Genomic DNA, 19887 nt, shown 5'->3' on the forward strand with positions numbered 1-19887 from the left:
CATTGCACTGAACTACTACAAGGTGCAGACGAACGGTTCCTGGCCGCGGTGGCTCAGGTTCCGTAGTCCCGCAGGATGCGTTCGCGTGCGTGCACCAGCTCGGTGTCCAGGTCGAAGCCCGCGGGCAGCGCGATCCACAGGAATGCGACGCCGAAGAACACCGCCGTGATGTCGCTGACCGCCCGGTCGAGATCGAGGCCTGAGCGAACGGAGTTGTCCCGTTGCCCCTTTCGCAGTCCGTCGGCCACATTGGCGATGCCGTCGGCCAGCTGGGCGCTGACCCGGTCCCGTAAAGGGGACGTGGTCTTCATGGACTCAAAGGTCGAGACGAACATCGCACGCAGCACATCGGGATCGTGGGCGTAGAGGTCGCGGATCCGGTCGATGTGGGCGAGCACCTGGTCCATTCCGGTGGCGCCGGGATGGCGATCCGGACTCAGCCGGCTGACGTACTCGTGCAGGAAGTCCTCCAGGATGGCCTCTTTGCCGCCGAAGCGGGCATGCACCATCGTGCGGCTGTATCCCGCCCGCCGGCCGATCTCGGCGGCGGTGGTTGCCTCCCAGCCCTTCTCGACGATCAGCTCCGCCGCAGCCGCCATCAACCGACGCCGTGAGGTCTCGACGCGCTCGGGTTGGGTCAAGCCGCGTGCTGGAGAGGGCACCCTTGCATATTAAACATGCGACAACTATCTTCCGAGGGTGACTTCAGCGACGGCAGCGGTGCCGTCCGGCATCGACGCCGTCGACGCGACGTGGCTCACCGAAGCGCTGGGCACGACGGTCACCGGCGTCGTCGCGGAACAGATCGCCCAGGACACCGGATTCTCGTCGCTGTTGTACCGCCTGCATCTGACCGGCGACGGCGTTGCGGACACAGTGATCGCCAAGCTGGCCGCGCAGTCGGCCGCCCGCGGCGCGATGGAGTTGCTCGGTGGGTACCGCCGCGAAGTGGCCTTCTATCGCGAGATCGCCGGCCGTGCACCACTGGACACTCCGCACGTCTATGCCGCGCGGATGGCCGACGACTCCGCCGACTTCGTACTCGTGCTGGAGGATTTGCGCGACTGGGACAACGCCGACCACCTGGCCGGTCTGTCCATCGAGCGGGCCCAGATGTGCATCGCCCAACTCGCCGGCCTGCACACCTGGTCGGTACAGCCGGCCAATATCTCGGTCCTACAAGCATTTCCGAGCATCGACATGCCTGCGGTGCGTGATCTGCTGGTACCCGCCTTCGGCTCCGGGTGGGACGTGTACCGTGCCCACTGCAGCGCGCCGGTACCCGATTCGGTGGCCCGATTCGCCGAGCGGTTCACCGAACACGCCGCGACCGCGCTCGCCGGCCTGACCGAACGCTCGATGCTCCTGCACGGTGACATCCGGGCCGACAACATGTTCTTCGCCGGCGACCGAATCAAAGTGGTGGATTTCCAGTTCGCCTGCGTCGGCGCCGGGGCGGCCGACATCGCCTATCTGGTCAGTCAGGGACTGCCGACCGACGTTCGCCGCGGCAACGACGAAGCGTTGCTTCACGGTTACCTGGACGCTCTCGGAGACGTCGGCTATTCGTTCGACGACGCGTGGCGGCACTACCGGCTCGCGGTCGGCTTCCTGATGGTGCTTCCGGTCATCACCCTGCTCGGCTGGGACACGTTGCCGCAACGCTCCCGCGACCTGTGTCTGACGCTGACCGACCGGGCGGTGGCCGCCATCGCCGACATCGACGCAGTGGCGGAGTTCCGATGAGCCGCACGGCGCGCGAGGTCGTCGAGTTGTACAACCTGGTGGTCTGGAACACTCGGGACATCGCACTTGCCGAGGAACTGTTGGGCGACAGCGTGATCCGCCATGAGGTCGGTGAGGCGGTGGTGCTCACCCACGATGAGGCCGTCAAGCGCGTGGTCGACCACCTGGAGATGTTTACGAAGATCCGCTTCGACCTCAACCTGGTGGTCGCCGGTGACGACGGTGAACACGTCGCGATCGTCTATCAGTCGCCGATGACCCTCAAGGACGGCATGGAGACCACCATCGGCAGCATGGAGATCTTCCGGGTGGTCGATGGCAGGATCACCGAAGTCTGGAATTGCGGCTACAAACAAGGAGTGTGGGCGTGAGTCAACGTGTGCTCGATGAGCTCGGCTTCTACCTGTTGGCAGGTGCCGGCGGTGAGGGTCCGGCGACCCTGATGGACGAGGCACGTCGCGGTGAGGAGTTGGGCTTCGGCACCGGCTTCATCTCCGAACGCTGGAACGTCAAGGAGGCGTCGTCGCTGGTGGGCGCCGCATGCGCGGTCACCACCCGCATGCAGATCGCCACGGCGGCAACCAATCACAACACCCGCCACCCGCTGATCACCGGGTCGTGGGCCACCACGATGCACCGGCTCTCCGGTGGCCGGTTCACGTTGGGCATCGGCCGGGGCATCGCGGCGATCTATGGCGCATTCGGCATACCCGAAGTCACCACGGCGCAGATGGAAGATTTCGCCGACGTGATGCGGCGGCTGTGGCACGGCGAGTTGATCTTCAACCACGACGGCCCACTGGGCAAGTATCCGATCCTGTTCCTGGATCCCGACTTCAACGAAGACATCCGGCTGGCACTGGTGGCATTCGGTCCGAACACGCTCAAGCTGGGCGGCCGCGCCTTCGACGACGTGATCCTGCATACCTATTTCACCCCGGAGACGTTGGCGCGCAGCGTCAAGACCGTCAAGGACGCCGCCGAGCAGGCCGGCCGTGACCCCGACACTGTGCGGGTGTGGTCCTGCTTCGCGACGGTGGGCGATCATCTCCCCGAGGAGCTGCGGCTGAAGAAGACGGTGGCCCGGCTGGCCACTTACCTGCAGGGCTACGGCGACCTGATGGTCAGGACCAACAACTGGGATCCCGCGGTGCTGGAACGCTTCCGGGCCGACTCGGTGGTGCAGTCCATCGGCGGCGGCATCGATCACAAGGCGACCGCGCAGCAGATCGAGCACATCGCCACGCTGATCCCCGACGAGTGGCTGGAGCCGTCGGCCACCGGCTCGGCGCAGCAGTGTGCCGACCGGATCCGCAAGGAATTCGACTACGGTGCCGACGCGGTGATCATGCACGGCGCCACCCCCGACGAGCTGGAGCCGGTCGTCACGGCCTACCGCGATTCCGACGCTAGGGCGTGATGACGGTCCGGCTGACCGGTTCGGCCGCCTGCTGACGGCTGTAGACACCGCGCTGCAGCGCCAGCAGCAGCGCGTTGCGGGTCTCCTCCGGCGAGATCAGCTCGTCGAAGCCGAGGGTGCCCGCGGAACGGTAGGACGCCTCGAGTTCCATGTTCTTCAGGATCTCGGTGACGTCCTCGTCGGCGTGGGAGGCGCGGCTGAGCGCCGCGGCGCTCATCGCGCCCATGGTGGCTCCGGGATACGCGAACGTTGCACCCTGGTTGTCGAATCCCAGCAGCGACATGACCATCGATCCGAATCCAAAGGCCTTTCGCAACGTGACGTGCAGCTTCAAGGTCGTGGCGGCGGTCTGTGCCGCGAACATCCTTGCCCCGCTGCGCAGTACACCGCTGCGCTCTGACTTGCTGCCCGGCAGCATTCCGGGATTGTCGGCCAAAAAGATGAGCGGCAGGTGGAACGAGTCGGCGACCATGATGAAGTGCGCCGCCTTGTCCGCGGCGTCCGAATCGATGGAACCCGCCAGCGTGGTCGGCTGGTTCGCCACCACCGCCACGGGATAGCCGCCCAGGTGCGCCAGGGCGCAGATGATCGCCTGGCCGTACTTGGGCTGGATCTCCAGCCAGTCGGTGTCGTCGAACACGACGTCGAGCACGGTGCGCATGTCGTAGATGCGGCGATTGTCGCGCGAGACGATGTCGAGCAGTTCCGGGGTCGGCCGTAGGCCGGCGTCCTCGTCGTACAGCCGGGTCGGGGGATATGACCATGCACTGGAGGGAAAATAGGATAGGTAGCGGCGGATCTCGTCGAGCACGGCCTCGTCGTTCTCGGCGACGTTGTGGATGACGCCGCTGGCCAGCGCCACGTCCGGGCCGCCCGGGTCCTCTTTCGAGATATCCTCTCCGGTGGACTCTTTCACGACCGGGGGACCGGCGGTGAAGATCGCACCCTGGTGGCTCATGATGGTGAAGTCGCACACCGGGGCAACCAGCGCGCCGTGCCCGGCGGAGGGTCCGAGGACCGCAGAGACCGTGGGCACCTTGCCCGAACACCGGGCCTGCGCGATCAGGTCGGTCGGCGTGCGGCCGTAGTGCTCACCGCCCGCTGCCCGGAATCCGGCGCCCTCCAACAGCATCACCAGCGGGATCTTGTTGCGCAGCGCGAGCTCGGCGAGCCGATAGCGCTTCGCGTTACCGCCGGGTCCGATGCTGCCGGCCAGTGTGGTGAAGTCCTCCGCACCGACCATGACCGGTGTTCCGTCGATACGGCCGGCCCCGGCAACCAGTCCGTCTGCGGCGATCTCGCCGCCGACCAGGGTGCCGAACTCCTGGAAGGTGCCCGGGTCGAGGAGGTGGTCGATTCGGCCGCGCGCGTCGAGCTTTCCCTTGCCGTGGTGCTTGGCGACACGTTCCTCACCGCCCATCGCATGCGCGTGTTGCCGACGGCGGTTCAGGTCGTGGAGCGTGTCCTGCCAGTCCTGCGCGTTGCTCATCGACGTGTCCTAACCGTGGCGGCGTTGACCGTACTGAAGTGCTTACTGTAGCGTCTGCCGCCATGGGCGAGGTCGGCGGTCTCAAGGTCGACCGGGGTGTCATCGGCCGGCTCGCCGACGTCGGTGACGCCGCGCGTGAGGTGGAACGGCTCGGTTACGACGGATGCTGGACCGCCGAGATCAATCACGACCCGTTCCTGCCGCTCACGCTGGTCGCCGAGCAGACCACCCGGATCGAGATGGGGACCAGCATCGCGGTGGCGTTCGCCCGCAACCCGATGACGGTGGCCAACATCGGCTGGGATCTGCAGGAGTTCTCCCGCGGACGGCTGATCCTGGGGCTGGGCACGCAGATCAAACCGCACATCGAGAAGCGGTTCAGCATGCCGTGGAGCCAGCCGGCCCGCCGGATGCGTGAGTTCGTCCTTGCGTTGCATGCGATCTGGGGTTGCTGGCAAGACGGCACCAAGCTGAGCTTCGACGGCGACTTCTACACCCACCGGCTGATGACGCCGATGTTCGTTCCCGAGCCACACCCGTACGGCGTGCCCAAAGTCGCGATCGCCGCGGTGGGCGAATTGATGACGGAGATGTGCGGCGAAGTCGCCGACGGCCTGATCGCGCACGCCTTCACCACCAAGCGGTACTTCGACGAAGTGACGATCCCGGCGCTGCACCGCGGAATGGCCAAGTCCGGTCGCGCCCGCGCCGACTTCGAAGTGATGGCACCGGTATTCGTGGTCACCGGGCTGGACGAGGCCGAGATCGCGGCCGCCTCGGCGGGCACACGCAAGCAGATCGCGTTCTACGCCTCGACTCCGGCGTACCGAAAAGTGTTGGAACTGCACGGCTGGGGCGACCTTCAGACCGAGCTGCACCAGCTCTCGCTGGCGGGTCAATGGGACGCGATGGCGACGCTGATCGATGACGAGATCCTGTCGACGTTCGCCGTGGTCGCGCCGCTCGATCGGCTGGCCGCGGCCCTGCGGGAACACTGCGCGGGCATCATCGACCGGGTGATGGTCGGGCTGCCCGCGACGGCGTCGGAGGACACCGTTCGCGCCTTCATCGACGAGGTTCGTTCGCCCAGCCTGTAACTGTCGACACCCCCACTCGCGATTCCTCCCGACAACAACAGGTTCGGTGGAACTGTCTGCCGAGGGAATGAATCCGCCCATCCGCGCACTTGTAGGCAAGCATGACGTTCACCCTGACCGACGACGCAGCTCTGCTCCAGCCGATCGCCATCGGGGCGAAGATCGCCCGCAACCGCCTGTTCATGGCTCCGTTGACGCGTTCGCGCGCAGAGGCCGACGGCACGCCCAGCGACCTGCAGGTCGAGTACTACGGGCAGCGCGCGTCCGCCGGCCTCATCATCACCGAAGCCACCGCCGTCGCTCAGGTCGGCAACGGCGCCTACGTCAACACCCCCGGCATCTACACCGATCGGCACGAGCAGAAATGGGCCGAGGTGGCCGCGGCGGTCCACGCCCAAGACGGACTGATGTTCATGCAGATCTGGCATGTCGGCAGGATGGCGCACCCGGACATCAACGGTGCGGAGTCGGTTGCCCCGTCGGCGATCGCGGCGAACATGGTCGCGCACACCCCGACCGGTAAGAAGCCGCTCCCGGTGCCCCGTGCGCTGCGCACCGACGAGATCGCCGGTGTGGTGGCGCAATTCCGCGCGGCCGCCCGCCGGGCCGTCGATGCCGGACTCGACGGTGTCGAAATCCATTCCGCCAACGGCTATCTCCTGCACCAGTTCCTCGCCGATGCGACCAACACCCGCACCGATCGCTACGGTGGATCTGCACAGAACCGCGCGCGGCTGACCGCCGAGGTCGTCGAGGCGGTCGCCGACGAGATCGGGGCCGACCGCGTCGGGTTACGCATCTCGCCCGGCAACGGCGCAGGGGACGTCAACGAGATCGACACGGTGTCGGCGTACGAGGCGCTGCTGGCGCGGATCGCGCCACTGGGCTTGGCCTACCTGCACGTGCTGATCAATCCGGACGCCGCCGAGTTCGGCGTCGTGCGGGCGCTGTGGCCCGGACCGTTCATCCTCAACACCGGCCGTGAGGTCGACACCAGCTTCTGTCAGCTGGAGAACCTGGCGAGCTGGGGTGCCATCAGTGCCGCCGCGGTCGGCCGGGCCTATCTGGCCAATCCCGACCTCATCGACCGGTTGCGTTCCGGTGCGGAGCTGAACGAGCCCGATGTGGCCACCTTCTACTCACCGGGCCCGGCCGGCTACGTCGACTACCCGACGCTGGCGCCGACGGTCTGACCCGCCTTCTCGTGCAGCCGCTGGCGCTCCACCGTGGCCAGATAGAAGGCCCAGGCGAACGCGAAGCTGGTGAACAGGCTGGACACGAAGAACAGCCACGGCCGGCGGATCCCGCGCCGGTAGCCGTCGATGATCGTGAATAACGGCAGCAGCAGGACGTTTCCGATCGTGTAGTCCTGACTGGCTGACGCCGCGGCCGGGTTGTCGTAACCCAGCGTGATGAACTGCCACCAGCTGCCGGCTCCGGTGAAGACGTTGCCGCTGCCGTCGGCGTACTGGTGCACGAACTGGATGTTGAAATACCAGCCGAGCGCGATCGAGGCCAGGCCGATCACGTAATAGAGGATCTCGAGCGCACTGACCGCGGGACCGGTGGCCGGCCGTTTGAAGATCGACGGATTGGATCCGATGATCCACGCGATGACGAGGACGGCCAGCACTGCATGAACGAGGAGCGTCATGGCTTCGTAACTGTAGTGAAGATCGCTCCACGTTTTGTCAATTTTGACAATTCCTTGTGCGGTACGTTACTCCAGTGGTTCGGCCCGCTCAGACTGCGCGCAGTGAGCGCACCCGCGACGCGCTGAGGCGCGCCGCCCTGGTGCGTTTCCTCGCCCAGGGCGTCGAGGACACCTCCGCCGAGCAGATCGCCGCCGACGCGGGTGTCTCCTTGCGCACCTTCTACCGGCACTTCACGTCCAAGCAGGACTTGCTGTTCGCCGATTACGACGTCGGCCTGGAGTGGTTCCGTGCGGCCTTGCACGCCCGCTCCCCGGGAGAGTCGATCATCGAGTCGGTGCAGTCGGCCATCGACGCCTCGCCATATGACCCCGACGCCGTCGCCCAGATCGCCGCGCTGCGGGCCAAGGAACTCGATCCCGGCCGCATCGTCCGGCACACCCGCCAGGTGGAGGCCGAGTTCGCCGACGCCATCGCCGACCAGCTGTCCCAGAGCAGCACGCCGACCACACCCGACGAGCGGTTGCGTGTCATCGTGACGGCCCGGTGCATCGCCGCCGCGGTGTTCGGGGCGATGGAGCTGTGGATGGTCGGCGAGGACAGGTCCCTGGCCGAGTTGGCCCGGCTCTGTCGCACCGCGCTGGAGTCGCTGCGCGACGGCATCGTCGAAGACTGACGCCGAGCGCTCAGAACCCGAACCCCAGTTCGGCGGGAACCTCCCAGCCGAACGCGAGGTCCAGATCGCGCAGGTGCGCGGGGTCCGCGCACCGCAGCCGGTTCGCGGCCGCGAACGCGGACGGCCGGTGGGTGCCGAGATAGATGCTGCCCAGCACCGAAAGATAAAGGTGCACATCGGGTGTCGCGTCGCTCGGTACGCAGCGCGCGCTCCCGTCGGCGACGCTCAGCCGATAGCGGCCGCCGCCACCGAGCTGGCCGTCGGACACCTCCAGCACCGCGGTGACATCGTGGGAGTAGGCCCGGGCCTCCAGGACGGTGGGAATGTCGATGATGCGCAGCCACAGCGCGTCCTCGGTGCCGACGATGCGCGCCCGCCGCGGGTCGGCAAGCAGGTACTGCAGCGAATCACCGGGGTGAGTGTCGACGGTGATGGTGCCCATCAAGTCCAGGCCGAGCAGGGTCTGCCACAGCGCGACGTAGGCATCCTGGGTCACGGCCGTGAACTTGGTGACCTCCACCGACTTGGTGTCGCCAAGGTGTGTTCGGTACATGACGAAGCCGTCGTCGTGCAGCAGCGTGAACAAGGCACTGCCACCATGGCGAGCCGATTCGCGATCCGCGAGAACCTCGTCCCACAGCGCCGCCGGGGTGTGCAACCCGCCGGGTGTGCGCCGCCGCCAGCGCTCGTAGATGTCGGCGAGCTGATCGCGGTGCTCGACCGGGTCCACCACCCGCACACCGCCGAGGCGCGGAATCTCCGGGTGCATCTCGGTGCCCCGGCGCTCGACGGACACCGTGATCTCCTCGGTGGCCGGACCGTAGCCGAACCGGCCGTAGATGGTGGCTTCACTGGCCAGCAGGCCGGCGATCGGATAACCCGCGCCGGCGATCCACGTGTGCAGCTCGCCGAACATCGCCCGCAGCAGTCCGCGCCGGCGATGCGTGGGCGCCACCGCCACCCAGGTGATGCCCGCGGTGCGCAACGGCCGGCCGCCCGGCACGGTCAACTCCAGATCCAACGCCAATGCCATGCCGACGACATCGGGACCGTCGCAGGCCAGGACCACGCCACCCTGCGGTGTCATGGAGCGCCAGACCGCCACCGTGTCGGGGTCGCGGAAGGACCCGAAACAGGTTGCGGCCAGCCGTCTCATGGCCGGCCAGTCGTCATCGTCAGCGAACCGCAGCGTCACATCGGGGGATACGGAGATCGGGCCGGCCACACCTGCGACGCTGTCACATCGGGCGCCCAATCGCATTCGGATTTCTCCCCGGGCCGCCGCCGTCGTCGCCGATCGACACCCGTGGCATGCTGAGCCCATGCATGCCTTCCGTGCCGCCGTCGAAGCCGGCGATTTCGATGCCCTGCCCGCACTGTGCACCGAGGATGTGGTGTTCCGCAGCCCGATCGCCCACAAGCCCTACCAGGGGCGCGAGCAGATCGGCGTCATCCTCCGTGCGGTGTCGCGGGTGTTCGCCGATCTGACCTACGTCAAGGAGATCGGTGGTGAAGGACAAGCCGACCACGCGCTGGTCTTCACCGCCAAGGTCGGCGACCTCGACATCAACGGCTGCGATTTTCTGCACACCCGCGAAGACGGGCTGATCGACGAGTTCACCGTGATGCTGCGTCCGCTCAAGGCGGTCACCGAGTTCGCCGAGCGGATGCGCGTGGAATTTGAAAAGGAAATGGCCGCCTCCGGATTGGCGTAACTCCCGGCGTGTGCAGCCGCGTTTGGGCGGCCGGGCGGAGGACGATCTGATGCATGGCCAGGATCGGTGACGGCTCCCTGATCGTCCGCGGCGAACAGCGCCGTGATGGCACCTGGCTTTTCACCATCCGCTACCTGGTCCATTTCGACGCCGCCGAGATCGGGACCCGATACGTCGACTCGGTGCAGATCTCCGCCGACGCCGTCGCCGCTCCGGTGCCGTTCATCGCATGCGGGCGCGCGGTACTGCGCAAGAAGCGTGTGGTCGTCGATGACACCACGCTGACCGACGATGCCTGCGCCACGGTGTCGCTGCGCCGCCGGGGCGGCACCGACACACTGACTCAGTCGGCGCGGCTGCGCAGGATCTCCACCCAGTCGGTCGGCACGCGACCACGCGGGCCCGGCGTGGTCTCCTCGACGGGCCGGCTCTCCGGCGGGGCCAGGTCCGGTCCGTCGTAGTACTGGTCGGTCTGGTAATCCCAGAACCAGTCCTCGCCCGGTTCGAACGACCGGATGATCGGATGCCCGCTTTCCCGCCAATGCGCGGCGGCGTGCCGCATCAGTGAATCGTCGCAGCAGCCGATGTGGCCGCAGGCCGCGCAGCGGCGCAGGTGCACCCACCAGCCGCCGGCCGCATCGCATTCGACGCAGCCCGAGCCGCTCGGCGGGACCGAAGGATCAACCGCTTCACCCATGCTGCGAGCTTACTGTCGGCCGAAGAGGCTGCCGGGACGTTTTCTGCTCGGGCCGATTTAATCCGGCTGAGTGAAATCAAAACCGTTGGTACAACCAGCCGATTCCGGTAGTTGACCACCTCCGGGATCCGTCGGGGTGCGTTGACAGCTCATCGGTGCCCTCTTACCGTCCGGCGCAGGCTTGAGGACGAGAGGACTACCCATGGGATCCGCAGAGGGGTGCTGGCGCGAGGCGGCGATGACGCCGTCGTCGCCGCGCCGCTGGTCACCCCTCATCCATCCGTGAACAGCGCCGCGTGGTCCAAGCCCGTTTTCTCGGTGGGGGACTTCGTCGTCCTGGTCGGCGAGACTTTCGCGGCCGCCTTCCGTCGGCCGTTCGCCTGGCGTGAGCTGCTCGACCAGATCTGGTTCGTCGCCCGGGTATCGATCGTGCCGACGCTCGTGCTGTCCATTCCCTACACCGTGCTCATCGTATTCACGCTCAACATCGTCCTGCTGGAGGTCGGCGCGGGCGACCTGTCCGGCGCGGGAGCCGCACTGGCCTCGGTGACACAGGTCGGCCCGGTGGTGACGGCGATCGTCGTCGCCGGAGCCGGCTCCACCGCGATGTGCGCCGATCTGGGTGCCCGCACCATCCGCGAGGAGATCGACGCCATGAAGGTCATCGGCGTCAACCCCATCCAGGCACTCGTCGTACCGCGGGTGATCGCCGCGACTTTCGTTGCCCTGATGCTGTATTCGGTGGTCGCCGTCGTCGGACTGGCCGGGAGCTACTTCTTCGTGGTCTACCTCCAGCATGTGACCCCCGGGGCGTTCGTCGCCGGCATGACCCTGCTGACGGGGCTCCCCCAGGTGATCGTCTCCCTGGCCAAGGCATTGTTGTTCGGACTGTCGGCCGGTCTGATCGCCTGCTACAAGGGGCTGTCCGTCGGTGGCGGACCGACCGCCGTCGGTAACGCCGTCAACGAGACGGTGGTGTTCGCGTTCATGGCGCTGTTCTTGATCAACATCCTGGCCACCGCGTTCGGGGTGAAGGTGGCGCCGTGACCGACCTGCATCAGCGAGCGGTCGACTCCACCCGCAGGCTGGGCGAGCAGACCGTCTTCTACGGCAACGCGCTGGCCGCCACCGGCGAGGCGATCCGGCGCTATCCGGCCGAGGTGCTGCGGCTGATCGCGGTGATGGGAATGGGCACCGGCGCGCTCGCCGTCATCGGCGGCACCGTGGTCATCGTCGGCTTCCTCACGCTGTCGACCGGCGCCCTGATCGCGGTCCAGGGCTACAACACGTTGTCCAACGTCGGCATCGAGGCTCTCACCGGGTTTCTCGGTGCCTTCCTCAACGTCCGGTTCATCGCCCCCGCCACCGCGGGTGTCGCCCTGGCCGCCACCATCGGCGCCGGCGCCACCGCGCAGCTGGGCGCGATGCGGATCAACGAGGAGATCGACGCCCTGGAGGTGATGGGCATTCGCGCTGTCACCTACCTGGCCTCCACCCGCATCGTCGCCGGGATCATCGCGGTCATCCCCATCTACACCGTCGCCGTCCTGATGTCCTTTGTCGCCACCAAGTTCGGCACGACGATCGTCTACGGCCAATCCCGCGGCGTCTACGAGCACTACTTCACCACGTTCCTGCACCCGACCGACCTGTTGTGGTCGTTCGTCGAAGCGCTGGCGATGGCGGCCGCCGTGATGGCGGTACACACCTACTACGGCTACACCGCGACCGGCGGCCCGGCCGGTGTCGGGGAGGCCGTCGGGCGCGCGGTGCGGACATCGATCACCGCGGGCGTCTTCATCCTGTTGACCATCACGCTGTCCGTCTACGGGCAGTCCGGCAATTTCCACCTGTCGGGGTAGCCGTGGCCGACGCACCCCGGCGGGGCGGGATCGATCCGATCTGGTGGGCCCCCGTGCTGATCCTGGTGATCGCGGCGCTGACCACGCTGACGGCGCTGTTGTTCACCGGCGCGCTGCGCAAAACCGTTCCGCTGACCCTGGTCTCCGACCGGGCCGGCCTGGTCATGGAGGACGGCGCGAAGGTCAAACTCCGCGGCGTACAGATCGGCGAAGTGTCCGGCATCGGCACGCAGCGCGGCGCGGACGGTGCCACCCTCTCGACGCTGAATCTGAAGATCGATCCCGGGCCGTTCGGATACCTGCCGGGCAACGTCGAGGCGGAGATCAAGTCCAGCACCGCATTCGGTGCCAAATACGTCGACCTGATCATCCCGGCCGGCGAGACCGGTCACCTGACACCCGGGGCCCTGGTGCGCTCGCGCAACGTGACCTCGGAGGTCAACACCGTCTTCGAGAACCTGCAGTCGGTGGTGCGATCGATCGACCCGGCGAAGCTGAACGCGGTGCTGTCCGCGGTGGCCGAATCGGTACGGGGCAAGGGCGGCCGCATCGGCCAGGCCATCACCGACGCCAACACCGTCCTGCTGGCCGTCAACCCGAGAATGGACACCGTACAACGGGATTGGCAGCTGTTCGGTAAGACCGCACAGACGTATTCGGACGCGGCCGGCGACATCCTGTCCATCCTGGACAACTTCACCGCCACCAGTGTCACCCTCACCGACAACGCCGGGGCTTTGGACAACCTGCTGCTGTCCGCGATCGGCTTCGCCCAGTCGGGGATCAGCACGATCGGGACCAACCAGACGAACCTGGTCCGCGCGATGAACATACTGGACCCCACCACCGCCCTTTTCCTCAAGTACTCGCCCACCTACACCTGCCTGTTCCAGGGCGCCCAATGGTTCCTGGAGAACGGTGGCCGGGATGCCTTGGGCGGCAACGGGAAATCGGTGATCATGGATGCGGCGCTGCTGGCCGGTGACGACCCCTACCGCTATCCGGACAACCTGCCGGTGGTCAACGCCAAGGGCGGCCCCGGCGGCAAGCCGAGCTGCGGTTCGCTGCCCGACGCCAGCAAGAACTTCCCGGTCAAGTACCTGGTCACCGACACCGGCTTCGGTACCGGCCTGGACGTGCGACCCAACCCCGGCATCGGCTTCCCGGGGTTCGCCAACTACTTCCCGGCGACCAAGGGGGTGCCTGAGGATCCCAAGATCCGATACCCGGGCGGTCCGGCGCCGGGACCCTGGCCCGCGTACCCGGGGGCGCCGGCGTATGGCGCACCCGAATACGCGCCCGACGGCACACCGTTGTACCCGCCGCCACCGGCAGGGCAGCCATGAGGTCGGCAACCGCACGCTCGATCGCCCGGGTGACGCTGTTCAGCGTCATGTGCCTGCTGTTCATGTTCATCCTCGTCACGGTGTTCGGTCAGTTCCGGTTCGACTCGCGCGCAGGGTATTCGGCGGTGTTCACGAACGTGTCCGGCCTCAAGGGCGGCAATTTCGTGCGGATCGCCGGTGTCGAGGTCGGCAAGGTCACCGACATGAGCCTGCACAAGGACGGCACGGTCACCGTGGCGTTCGTCGTCGACAAGGGCCTGCAGCTCACCGAGGGAACCCGGGCGGTGGTGCGCTACGAGAACCTGATCGGCGATCGGTACCTGTCGCTGGAGGAGGGCCCGGGATCGGTGCGCAAACTCCAACCGGGCCAGACCATTCCGCTCGCCCGCACGTCGCCCGCCCTCGATGTCGACGCGCTGATCGGCGGGTTCCGCCCGCTGTTCCGTGCCCTGGATCCCGACCAGGTCAACGCGCTCTCCGGTGAGCTGTTGCGGGTCTTCCAGGGCCAGGGCGGCACGATCTCGTCGGTGCTCGCCCAGACCTCGGCGCTGACCACGACACTGGCCGGCCGCGACCAGCTGATCGGTGAGGTCATCACGAATCTGAACACCGTGCTGGGCACCTTCGCCGCGCGTGACGAGCAGTTCTCCAGCGGATTGGACAAGCTCTCCCAACTCGTCGCGGGCCTCGCCGAACGCCGGACCGACATCGGCAACGGTGTCGCCTACATCAACGCCGCGGCAGGGTCGGTCGCCGATCTGCTGACCGAGGCACGAACGCCGATCAAGGACACCGTGGTGCAGACCGACCGGTTCGCCGGCCAGGTGATGGCCGACCACGACTACGTCGACGATCTGGTCAAGACCCTGCCGGACGCCTACCAGGTGCTGGCCCGAAATGGTCTGTACGGCGACTACTTCGGCTTCTACCTCTGCGACGCCATCCTCAAAGTCAACGGCAAGGGCGGCCAACCCGTGTTCGTCAAACTCGCGGGCCAGGACACGGGACGGTGCACACCCAAATGAAGATCAAACCCCTGGCCGAGCGCAACCGGCTCACCGTCGGGATCGTCGGAGTCCTCACCCTGACCGCGCTGGTGGCCGCGGTCTTCTCCTACGACAAGATCCCGTTCCTCAAGGGGACCAGCGACCACTCCGCCTACTTCGCCGAGGCCGGCGGCATCAAGACCGGCAGCGACGTGCGGGTGTCCGGACTCGGGGTGGGCCGAGTCTCCCACATCACCCTTGCCGGCACGAAGGTTCTGGTGGACTTCACCGTGCGCGACGGCGTCGAGCTCGGCGACCGCACCGAGGCCGCGATCAAGACCGAAACCGTGTTGGGCACCAAGTATCTGGAGCTGACCCCGCGCGGTGAGGGCACCCTCGACGGGCCCATTCCGCTGGAACGCACCACGTCCCCGTATGACCTCACCGATGCGCTGGGGGACTTGACCACCACCATCAGCGGACTGGACACCACGCAATTGTCCTCGGCGCTCGAGACATTGGCGGACACCTTCAAAGACACCCCGCCCGACCTGAAGCTCGCCCTGGAAGGCGTGGCCCGCTTCTCCGACACCCTCAACGCCCGCGACGCCAAGCTGCGCGACCTCCTGACCAACGCCAACAAGGTCACCGCGGTGCTGGCCAAACGCAGCGATCAGATCGCGCAGCTGGTGGCCAATGCCAACGCTCTGTTGGCCGAACTTGTGGCACAACGTCATTCGGTGGATGCCCTGATGGGTAACCTGGCCGCGGTGTCCGCGCAGATCTCCGGTCTGGTCAACGACAACCGGACCCAGCTCCAACCGGCTGTCGACAAGCTCAACGGCGTGCTGGGTATCCTGGACAAGCGCAAGCAGGAACTGCAGCGCACCCTCTATCTGTTGCGGCGCTACGCGATGTCGTTCGGCGAGGTGCTCGGATCCGGCCCGTTCTTCAAGGCCTCACTGGTCAACCTGGTGCCGGGCCAGTTCTCCCAGCCGTTCATCGATGCCGCGTTCTCCGACCTGGGGCTCGATCCCAACACCCTGCTGCCGTCGCAGCTGGTCGAACCCGGTGTCGGCCAGCCGGCGACTCCGCCCCTGCCAGTGCCCTTCCCTCGCACCGGGCAAGGTGGTGAGCCGAATCTGACTCTGCCCGACGCGATCACCGGTAATCAGGATCCCAATCTGCCCACGCAGTTCCCCGGCCGCTACCCCTATCGCGAACCCTTGCCGGCCCCACCGCCGGGCGGTCCGCCGCCGGGCCCACCGGCCACCGCACCCGCGCCCGGGGAACTCCCGCCGCCGACCGTCCCGCCCGTCCCGGCCACGGACGGAGCGAACTGATGACCCGTCGCCGGATTGTCCGGCTCGCCACCGCCATCAGCCTGCTGGCGACACTCGCTGTCGCCATCACCCTCGTCGCGACCCCCTGGGGGCACACCGTCGCGCGCAACACCTACGTCGCGTACTTCGCGAACACCAACGGCCTCTACACCGGCGACGAGATCCGCATCCTCGGTGTCGCGGTCGGGACGGTGGACAAGATAGAACCGCAACAGAATTCCGCCAAGGTCACATTCTCCGTCGACCGCCAGTACCAGGTGCCCGCCGACGTCAAGGCCGCCATCCTGTCGCCGTCCCTCGTCTCGGCGCGGGCGATCCAACTCATCCCGGCCTACTCGGCCGGGCCCACCCTGACCGACGGCGCCACCATCCCGATCGAGCGCACCGCCGTTCCGATCGAATGGGACGACCTACGTCGTCAGCTGGAGAAGCTGACCGGCTCCCTGCAACCCACCACCCCTGGTGGTCCCAGCCCGCTCGGCGAGTTCATCAACACCACCGCCGACAACTTGCGGGGCGAAGGAGACACCGCGCGCGACACCGTGATCAAGCTGTCGCAGGCCGCATCGGCCCTCGGCGATCACGCCGGAGACATCTTCAGCACCGTGCGCAACCTGCAACTGCTGGTGTCCGCGCTGTCCTCGAGCAGTGATCTGCTCGCCTCGTTCAACACCAACCTGGCCGATGTCACCACGGTGCTGTCCAACTCTCCCAACGAGATCGCCGACGCCACCCGCGGCCTCGATGGTGCGGTGAACGATCTGCGCGGCTTCGTCGCCGAGAACAAAGAGGGTCTCGGGGTGACGTTCGACCATCTCAACGCGATCACCACCGCACTCAACGACAGCCGTGGCGACATCAAGCAGGCATTGCACATCGCCCCGACGGTGTTCGCGAACTTCACCAACATCTACCAACCGGCGCAGAGCGCCATCACCGGCATCCTGGCCCCGGTCAACTTCGCCGATACCGTCCAATTCATCTGCAGCTCAATCCAGGCGGCGTCGCGCGAGGGGGCCGAACAGTCCGCGAAACTGTGCACGCAGTATCTGGCGCCGATCATCAAGAACCGCCAGTACAACTACCCGCCGCTGGGGGGCAACCCATTCGTCGGCACCGTCGCGCGGCCCAACGAGATCACCTACAGCGAAGACCGGCTCAACCCCCATCTGCCGCCGGCTGTGCCCGCGCGGCCCACCGACGGAGCCGGCGCGCTGGCCGCCGAAGTGCCGGGTGCAGCACCCGCGACGCCGACCGACCCCGGCGCCGGGCTGGTGGGTCTGATGGTGCCGGACGGTTCCCCGTGAGGCGGCTGGTGGCATGGGCACTGGCGCTCTGCTGCGTGGCGGCAATCCCGGGATGCGAATGGCGCGGCCTAAATTCGCTGAGCCTGCCGGGAACCACCGGCACCGGCCCCGGCTCCTACACCGTCTTCGCGCAACTGCCCGATGTGGTGACCATCCAGCAGAACACCCGGGTACGGGTCGCCGACGTCAACGTCGGCAACGTCACCAAAATCGAGGTGCAGGGCTGGCACGCGCTGGTCACGATGCGCATCGACGGCGACGTCCACCTGCCGGCCAACAGCACCGCCAAGGTCGGGCAGACCAGCCTCTTGGGCTCCATGCACATCGAACTGGCACCGCCCGCCGATGTCGCGCCCGAGGGCGAACTCAAGGACGGATCGCTGATCCCGCTCACGCGAGCCAGTACCTATCCCACCACCGAACAGACGCTGGCATCGGTGTCGGTACTGCTCAACGGCGGCGGACTCGGCCAGCTGCAGGAGATCAACCAAGCGTTCGCGACCGCGCTGTCCGGTCGCGAGAGCGACATGAAAAGCCTGCTCACCCAGCTGGATACGTTCATCGACCGGCTCAACGCCCAGACCGACGACATCATCACCGCTACCGAACGACTCAACGATCTGGCCGGACAGGTCGCCGCCAAAGACCAGACAGTGGACAAGGCACTCACGACGATCCCGCAAGCGCTTGCGGTGCTCGCCGATTCGCGGACCAAGCTGGCCAACGCCATCGACGCACTGGGCAAGTTCGGTGCCATCGCCGCCGACACCGTCCACCAGACCAAGCAGTCGCTCGTGGACAACCTGCGCAATATCGCTCCGGTCTTGCGTGAATTGGCCAACGCCGGGCCGGCCTTGACCCGAGGCCTGGACTTCCTGTCCACCTATCCGTGGGTGAAAAGCACGATCCCGAACTGGTTTCGGGGCGACTTCGCGAACATCACCCTGATCATCGACCTGACTCTGAGCCGGATCGACAGCAGCCTGTTCACCGGGACGCGGTGGGAGGGCAATCTGACCGAGCTCGAAATGCAATGGGGCCGCACGATCGGCCAGATGCCGAGCCCGTACACCGCGGTCAATCCGCTGATCGCCCCGTACCATTTCGGGGGCTACTGACATGCTGCGGTTGTCGCGCCAGGTCTGGACCCAGCTGGCGATCCTGGCTGCGGTCACGCTGGTCTCCGTCGGTGTGATGTTGTTCGGATTCGTCCATCTGCCTGCGTTGTTCGGGGTCGGGCGCTACACGGTGACGGTCGAATTGCCCACCTCGGGCGGGCTGTACCCGACATCGGTGGTGACCTACCGCGGGACCGAGATCGGCCGGGTGGCCTCGATCGACGTCACCCGCACCGGTGTGCGTGCCGTGCTGAAGCTGGACTCCGGCACCCCGATCCCCACTCCGGTCCGCGCCGCGGTGCACAGCCGCTCGGCCGTCGGCGAGCAGTTCCTCGAACTCACCCCGCAACCGGGAGCCGGCGCGGCGCTGCGCGACGGCGACGTCATTCCGGCCGCCGACGTTGCGAACCCGCCGGACATCGGCCGGCTGCTCGACGCCGCCAACACAGCGCTGCAGGCGATCCCCCAGGACAACCTGCGCACCGTCGTCGATGAGGCGGCCACCGCCGTCGGCGGCCTCGGACCCGAACTGTCCCGCATCGTCGACGGGTCCACGGCACTGGCCATCGAGGGTGGCAAGACCGTCGGACCGCTGACCCAGCTGATCGACCAGGCGCCGCCGGTGCTGAATTCGCAGGTGCAGACCTCCGATTCGATCGCCGCCTGGGCCGCGCACATGGCCTCGATCACCGGTCAGCTCAAGACCCAGGATCGTGCGTTCGCCGACCTGCTCAACACCGGTGGGCCGGCGCTCGAGGAAAGCAGGGCGTTGTTCGACCGGGTGGCGCCCACCCTGCCGGTGTTGCTGGCCAACCTGGTGAGCCTCGGCGACGTCGCGGTCACCTATCGCAACGACATCGAACAGCTGCTGGTGCTCTTCCCGCAGGGCACCTCCGTCATGCAGGCCATCGCGGTCGCCGACTCCGGGGTCAAACAGGCCTACCGGGGCATCTATCTCGACTTCAACCTCAACCTCAACCTGCCGCCGCCGTGCAATACCGGCTTCCTGCCCGTCGATCAGCAACGGTCGCCGTCGGATGTCGACTACCCCGAGCGCCCCGCCGGTGACCTGTACTGCCGGATCCCGCAGGACTCCGCCATGAATGTCCGTGGCGTGCGCAACATTCCGTGTGAGAACAATCCGGGCAAACGCGCGCCGACGGTCGAGATGTGCGAAAGCGAGCAGAACTACGTGCCGCTGAACGACGGCTTCAACTGGAAGGGTGACCCGAACGCGACTTTCTCCGGGCAGGGAGTGCCACAGTATCCGCCGGGCGCCGACCCGCGCCTGCCACCGCCACAGGGCACCGGCGCCGCATTGCCTCCGCTGGTCATCGGCCAGCACGACCCCGGCAACAAGACCTGGCAATCCATGCTGGTGCCGCCGGGCTCGTAGGAACCCGCATATAAACCGGCGCCACCAACTATGGTCA

At 67.0% G+C, this 19887-nt stretch carries 21 protein-coding genes; 16 read left to right on the plus strand and 5 right to left on the minus strand.

Annotation, left to right across the window (positions count from 1 at the left end; genetic code table 11):
- Positions 1-53: 53 nt before the first annotated feature.
- On the minus strand, positions 54-662 hold the full coding sequence (locus MSZK_RS05575; protein ID WP_199203202.1) for a TetR/AcrR family transcriptional regulator: 609 nt from the start codon (positions 660-662) through the stop codon (positions 54-56).
- Between the two features lie 37 nt (positions 663-699).
- On the opposite strand from MSZK_RS05575, the gene MSZK_RS05580 reads away from it, so the two are divergent.
- The 3 genes from MSZK_RS05580 to MSZK_RS05590 are packed head-to-tail and all read left to right on the plus strand — an operon-like array spanning position 700 to position 3166.
- Positions 700-1746: a phosphotransferase gene (locus MSZK_RS05580; protein ID WP_099245655.1), complete on the plus strand. Its 1047-nt coding sequence runs from the start codon at positions 700-702 to the stop codon at positions 1744-1746.
- Entirely contained in the window at positions 1743-2117 is a 375-nt protein-coding gene (locus MSZK_RS05585) for a nuclear transport factor 2 family protein (RefSeq protein ID WP_099245657.1), read from the plus strand. Before MSZK_RS05580 ends, MSZK_RS05585 begins: the two co-directional genes overlap by 4 nt.
- Positions 2114-3166, plus strand: a complete 1053-nt coding sequence (locus MSZK_RS05590) for a TIGR03857 family LLM class F420-dependent oxidoreductase (protein ID WP_099245940.1) — start codon at positions 2114-2116, stop codon at positions 3164-3166. Before MSZK_RS05585 ends, MSZK_RS05590 begins: the two co-directional genes overlap by 4 nt.
- Here the strand turns inward: MSZK_RS05590 and MSZK_RS05595 are convergent.
- Positions 3156-4655, minus strand: coding sequence for an acyl-CoA carboxylase subunit beta (locus tag MSZK_RS05595; protein ID WP_099245659.1), 1500 nt, complete (start codon positions 4653-4655; stop codon positions 3156-3158). The genes MSZK_RS05590 and MSZK_RS05595 overlap by 11 nt on opposite strands.
- 62 nt (positions 4656-4717) lie before the next feature.
- Between MSZK_RS05595 and MSZK_RS05600 the strand changes: the two genes are divergently transcribed.
- Complete coding sequence (locus MSZK_RS05600; protein WP_099245661.1) at positions 4718-5752, plus strand: LLM class F420-dependent oxidoreductase; 1035 nt, start codon at positions 4718-4720, stop codon at positions 5750-5752.
- A gap of 101 nt (positions 5753-5853) precedes the next feature.
- A complete protein-coding gene (locus tag MSZK_RS05605) occupies positions 5854-6945 on the plus strand; it encodes an alkene reductase (RefSeq protein WP_099245663.1) in 1092 nt (363 codons plus the stop codon).
- Here MSZK_RS05605 and MSZK_RS05610 read toward each other — a convergent pair.
- On the minus strand, positions 6918-7406 hold the full coding sequence (locus MSZK_RS05610; RefSeq protein ID WP_099245665.1) for a DUF2834 domain-containing protein: 489 nt from the start codon (positions 7404-7406) through the stop codon (positions 6918-6920). The genes MSZK_RS05605 and MSZK_RS05610 overlap by 28 nt on opposite strands.
- Positions 7407-7480: 74 nt before the next feature.
- On the opposite strand from MSZK_RS05610, the gene MSZK_RS05615 reads away from it, so the two are divergent.
- On the plus strand, positions 7481-8080 hold the full coding sequence (locus MSZK_RS05615; RefSeq protein ID WP_099245667.1) for a TetR/AcrR family transcriptional regulator: 600 nt from the start codon (positions 7481-7483) through the stop codon (positions 8078-8080).
- Between the two features lie 10 nt (positions 8081-8090).
- On the opposite strand, the gene MSZK_RS05620 is transcribed toward MSZK_RS05615, so the two are convergent.
- The gene (locus tag MSZK_RS05620) at positions 8091-9305 is read right to left on the minus strand and encodes an enhanced intracellular survival protein Eis (protein WP_255414188.1); all 1215 of its coding nucleotides are present in this window, start codon (positions 9303-9305) and stop codon (positions 8091-8093) included.
- A 97-nt stretch (positions 9306-9402) separates the two neighbouring features.
- Between MSZK_RS05620 and MSZK_RS05625 the strand changes: the two genes are divergently transcribed.
- Positions 9403-9795 carry a nuclear transport factor 2 family protein gene (locus tag MSZK_RS05625; protein ID WP_099245671.1) on the plus strand — a complete coding sequence of 131 codons (393 nt, stop codon included), beginning with the start codon at positions 9403-9405 and terminating at the stop codon, positions 9793-9795.
- Positions 9796-9848: 53 nt separating this feature from the next.
- Entirely contained in the window at positions 9849-10256 is a 408-nt protein-coding gene (locus tag MSZK_RS32585) for a hypothetical protein (RefSeq protein ID WP_199203216.1), read from the plus strand.
- Here the strand turns inward: MSZK_RS32585 and MSZK_RS05630 are convergent.
- Positions 10139-10492, minus strand: coding sequence for a UBP-type zinc finger domain-containing protein (locus MSZK_RS05630; protein ID WP_099245673.1), 354 nt, complete (start codon positions 10490-10492; stop codon positions 10139-10141). The two genes, MSZK_RS32585 and MSZK_RS05630, sit on opposite strands and share 118 nt — an antisense overlap.
- A gap of 318 nt (positions 10493-10810) precedes the next feature.
- Here MSZK_RS05630 and MSZK_RS05635 point away from each other — a divergent pair, with 318 nt between their 5' ends.
- Genes MSZK_RS05635 through MSZK_RS05670 form a run of 8 tightly spaced genes read left to right on the plus strand, consistent with a single transcriptional unit; the run spans position 10811 to position 19850 of the window.
- Positions 10811-11539 (plus strand): MlaE family ABC transporter permease, encoded by a 729-nt coding sequence (locus tag MSZK_RS05635; RefSeq protein ID WP_371411292.1) that lies wholly within the window; start codon positions 10811-10813, stop codon positions 11537-11539.
- A complete protein-coding gene (locus MSZK_RS05640) occupies positions 11536-12354 on the plus strand; it encodes an ABC transporter permease (protein WP_099245675.1) in 819 nt (272 codons plus the stop codon). The genes MSZK_RS05635 and MSZK_RS05640 overlap by 4 nt, the downstream gene beginning before the upstream one ends.
- A 2-nt stretch (positions 12355-12356) precedes the next feature.
- Positions 12357-13700, plus strand: coding sequence for an MCE family protein (locus MSZK_RS05645; RefSeq protein ID WP_099245677.1), 1344 nt, complete (start codon positions 12357-12359; stop codon positions 13698-13700).
- Positions 13697-14725 carry an MCE family protein gene (locus MSZK_RS05650; protein ID WP_099245679.1) on the plus strand — a complete coding sequence of 343 codons (1029 nt, stop codon included), beginning with the start codon at positions 13697-13699 and terminating at the stop codon, positions 14723-14725. The genes MSZK_RS05645 and MSZK_RS05650 overlap by 4 nt, the downstream gene beginning before the upstream one ends.
- Positions 14722-16029: an MCE family protein gene (locus tag MSZK_RS05655; protein ID WP_099245681.1), complete on the plus strand. Its 1308-nt coding sequence runs from the start codon at positions 14722-14724 to the stop codon at positions 16027-16029. Before MSZK_RS05650 ends, MSZK_RS05655 begins: the two co-directional genes overlap by 4 nt.
- Positions 16029-17336, plus strand: a complete 1308-nt coding sequence (locus MSZK_RS05660; protein WP_099245683.1) for an MCE family protein — start codon at positions 16029-16031, stop codon at positions 17334-17336. Before MSZK_RS05655 ends, MSZK_RS05660 begins: the two co-directional genes overlap by 1 nt.
- Complete coding sequence (locus MSZK_RS05665; protein WP_099245685.1) at positions 17333-18454, plus strand: MCE family protein; 1122 nt, start codon at positions 17333-17335, stop codon at positions 18452-18454. The genes MSZK_RS05660 and MSZK_RS05665 overlap by 4 nt, the downstream gene beginning before the upstream one ends.
- Before the next feature lies 1 nt (position 18455).
- On the plus strand, positions 18456-19850 hold the full coding sequence (locus MSZK_RS05670) for an MCE family protein (RefSeq protein WP_099245688.1): 1395 nt from the start codon (positions 18456-18458) through the stop codon (positions 19848-19850).
- Positions 19851-19887: the final 37 nt, after the last annotated feature.

This window comes from Mycobacterium sp. shizuoka-1, from assembly GCF_002723835.1.
In the GTDB taxonomy this organism is placed as follows: domain Bacteria; phylum Actinomycetota; class Actinomycetes; order Mycobacteriales; family Mycobacteriaceae; genus Mycobacterium.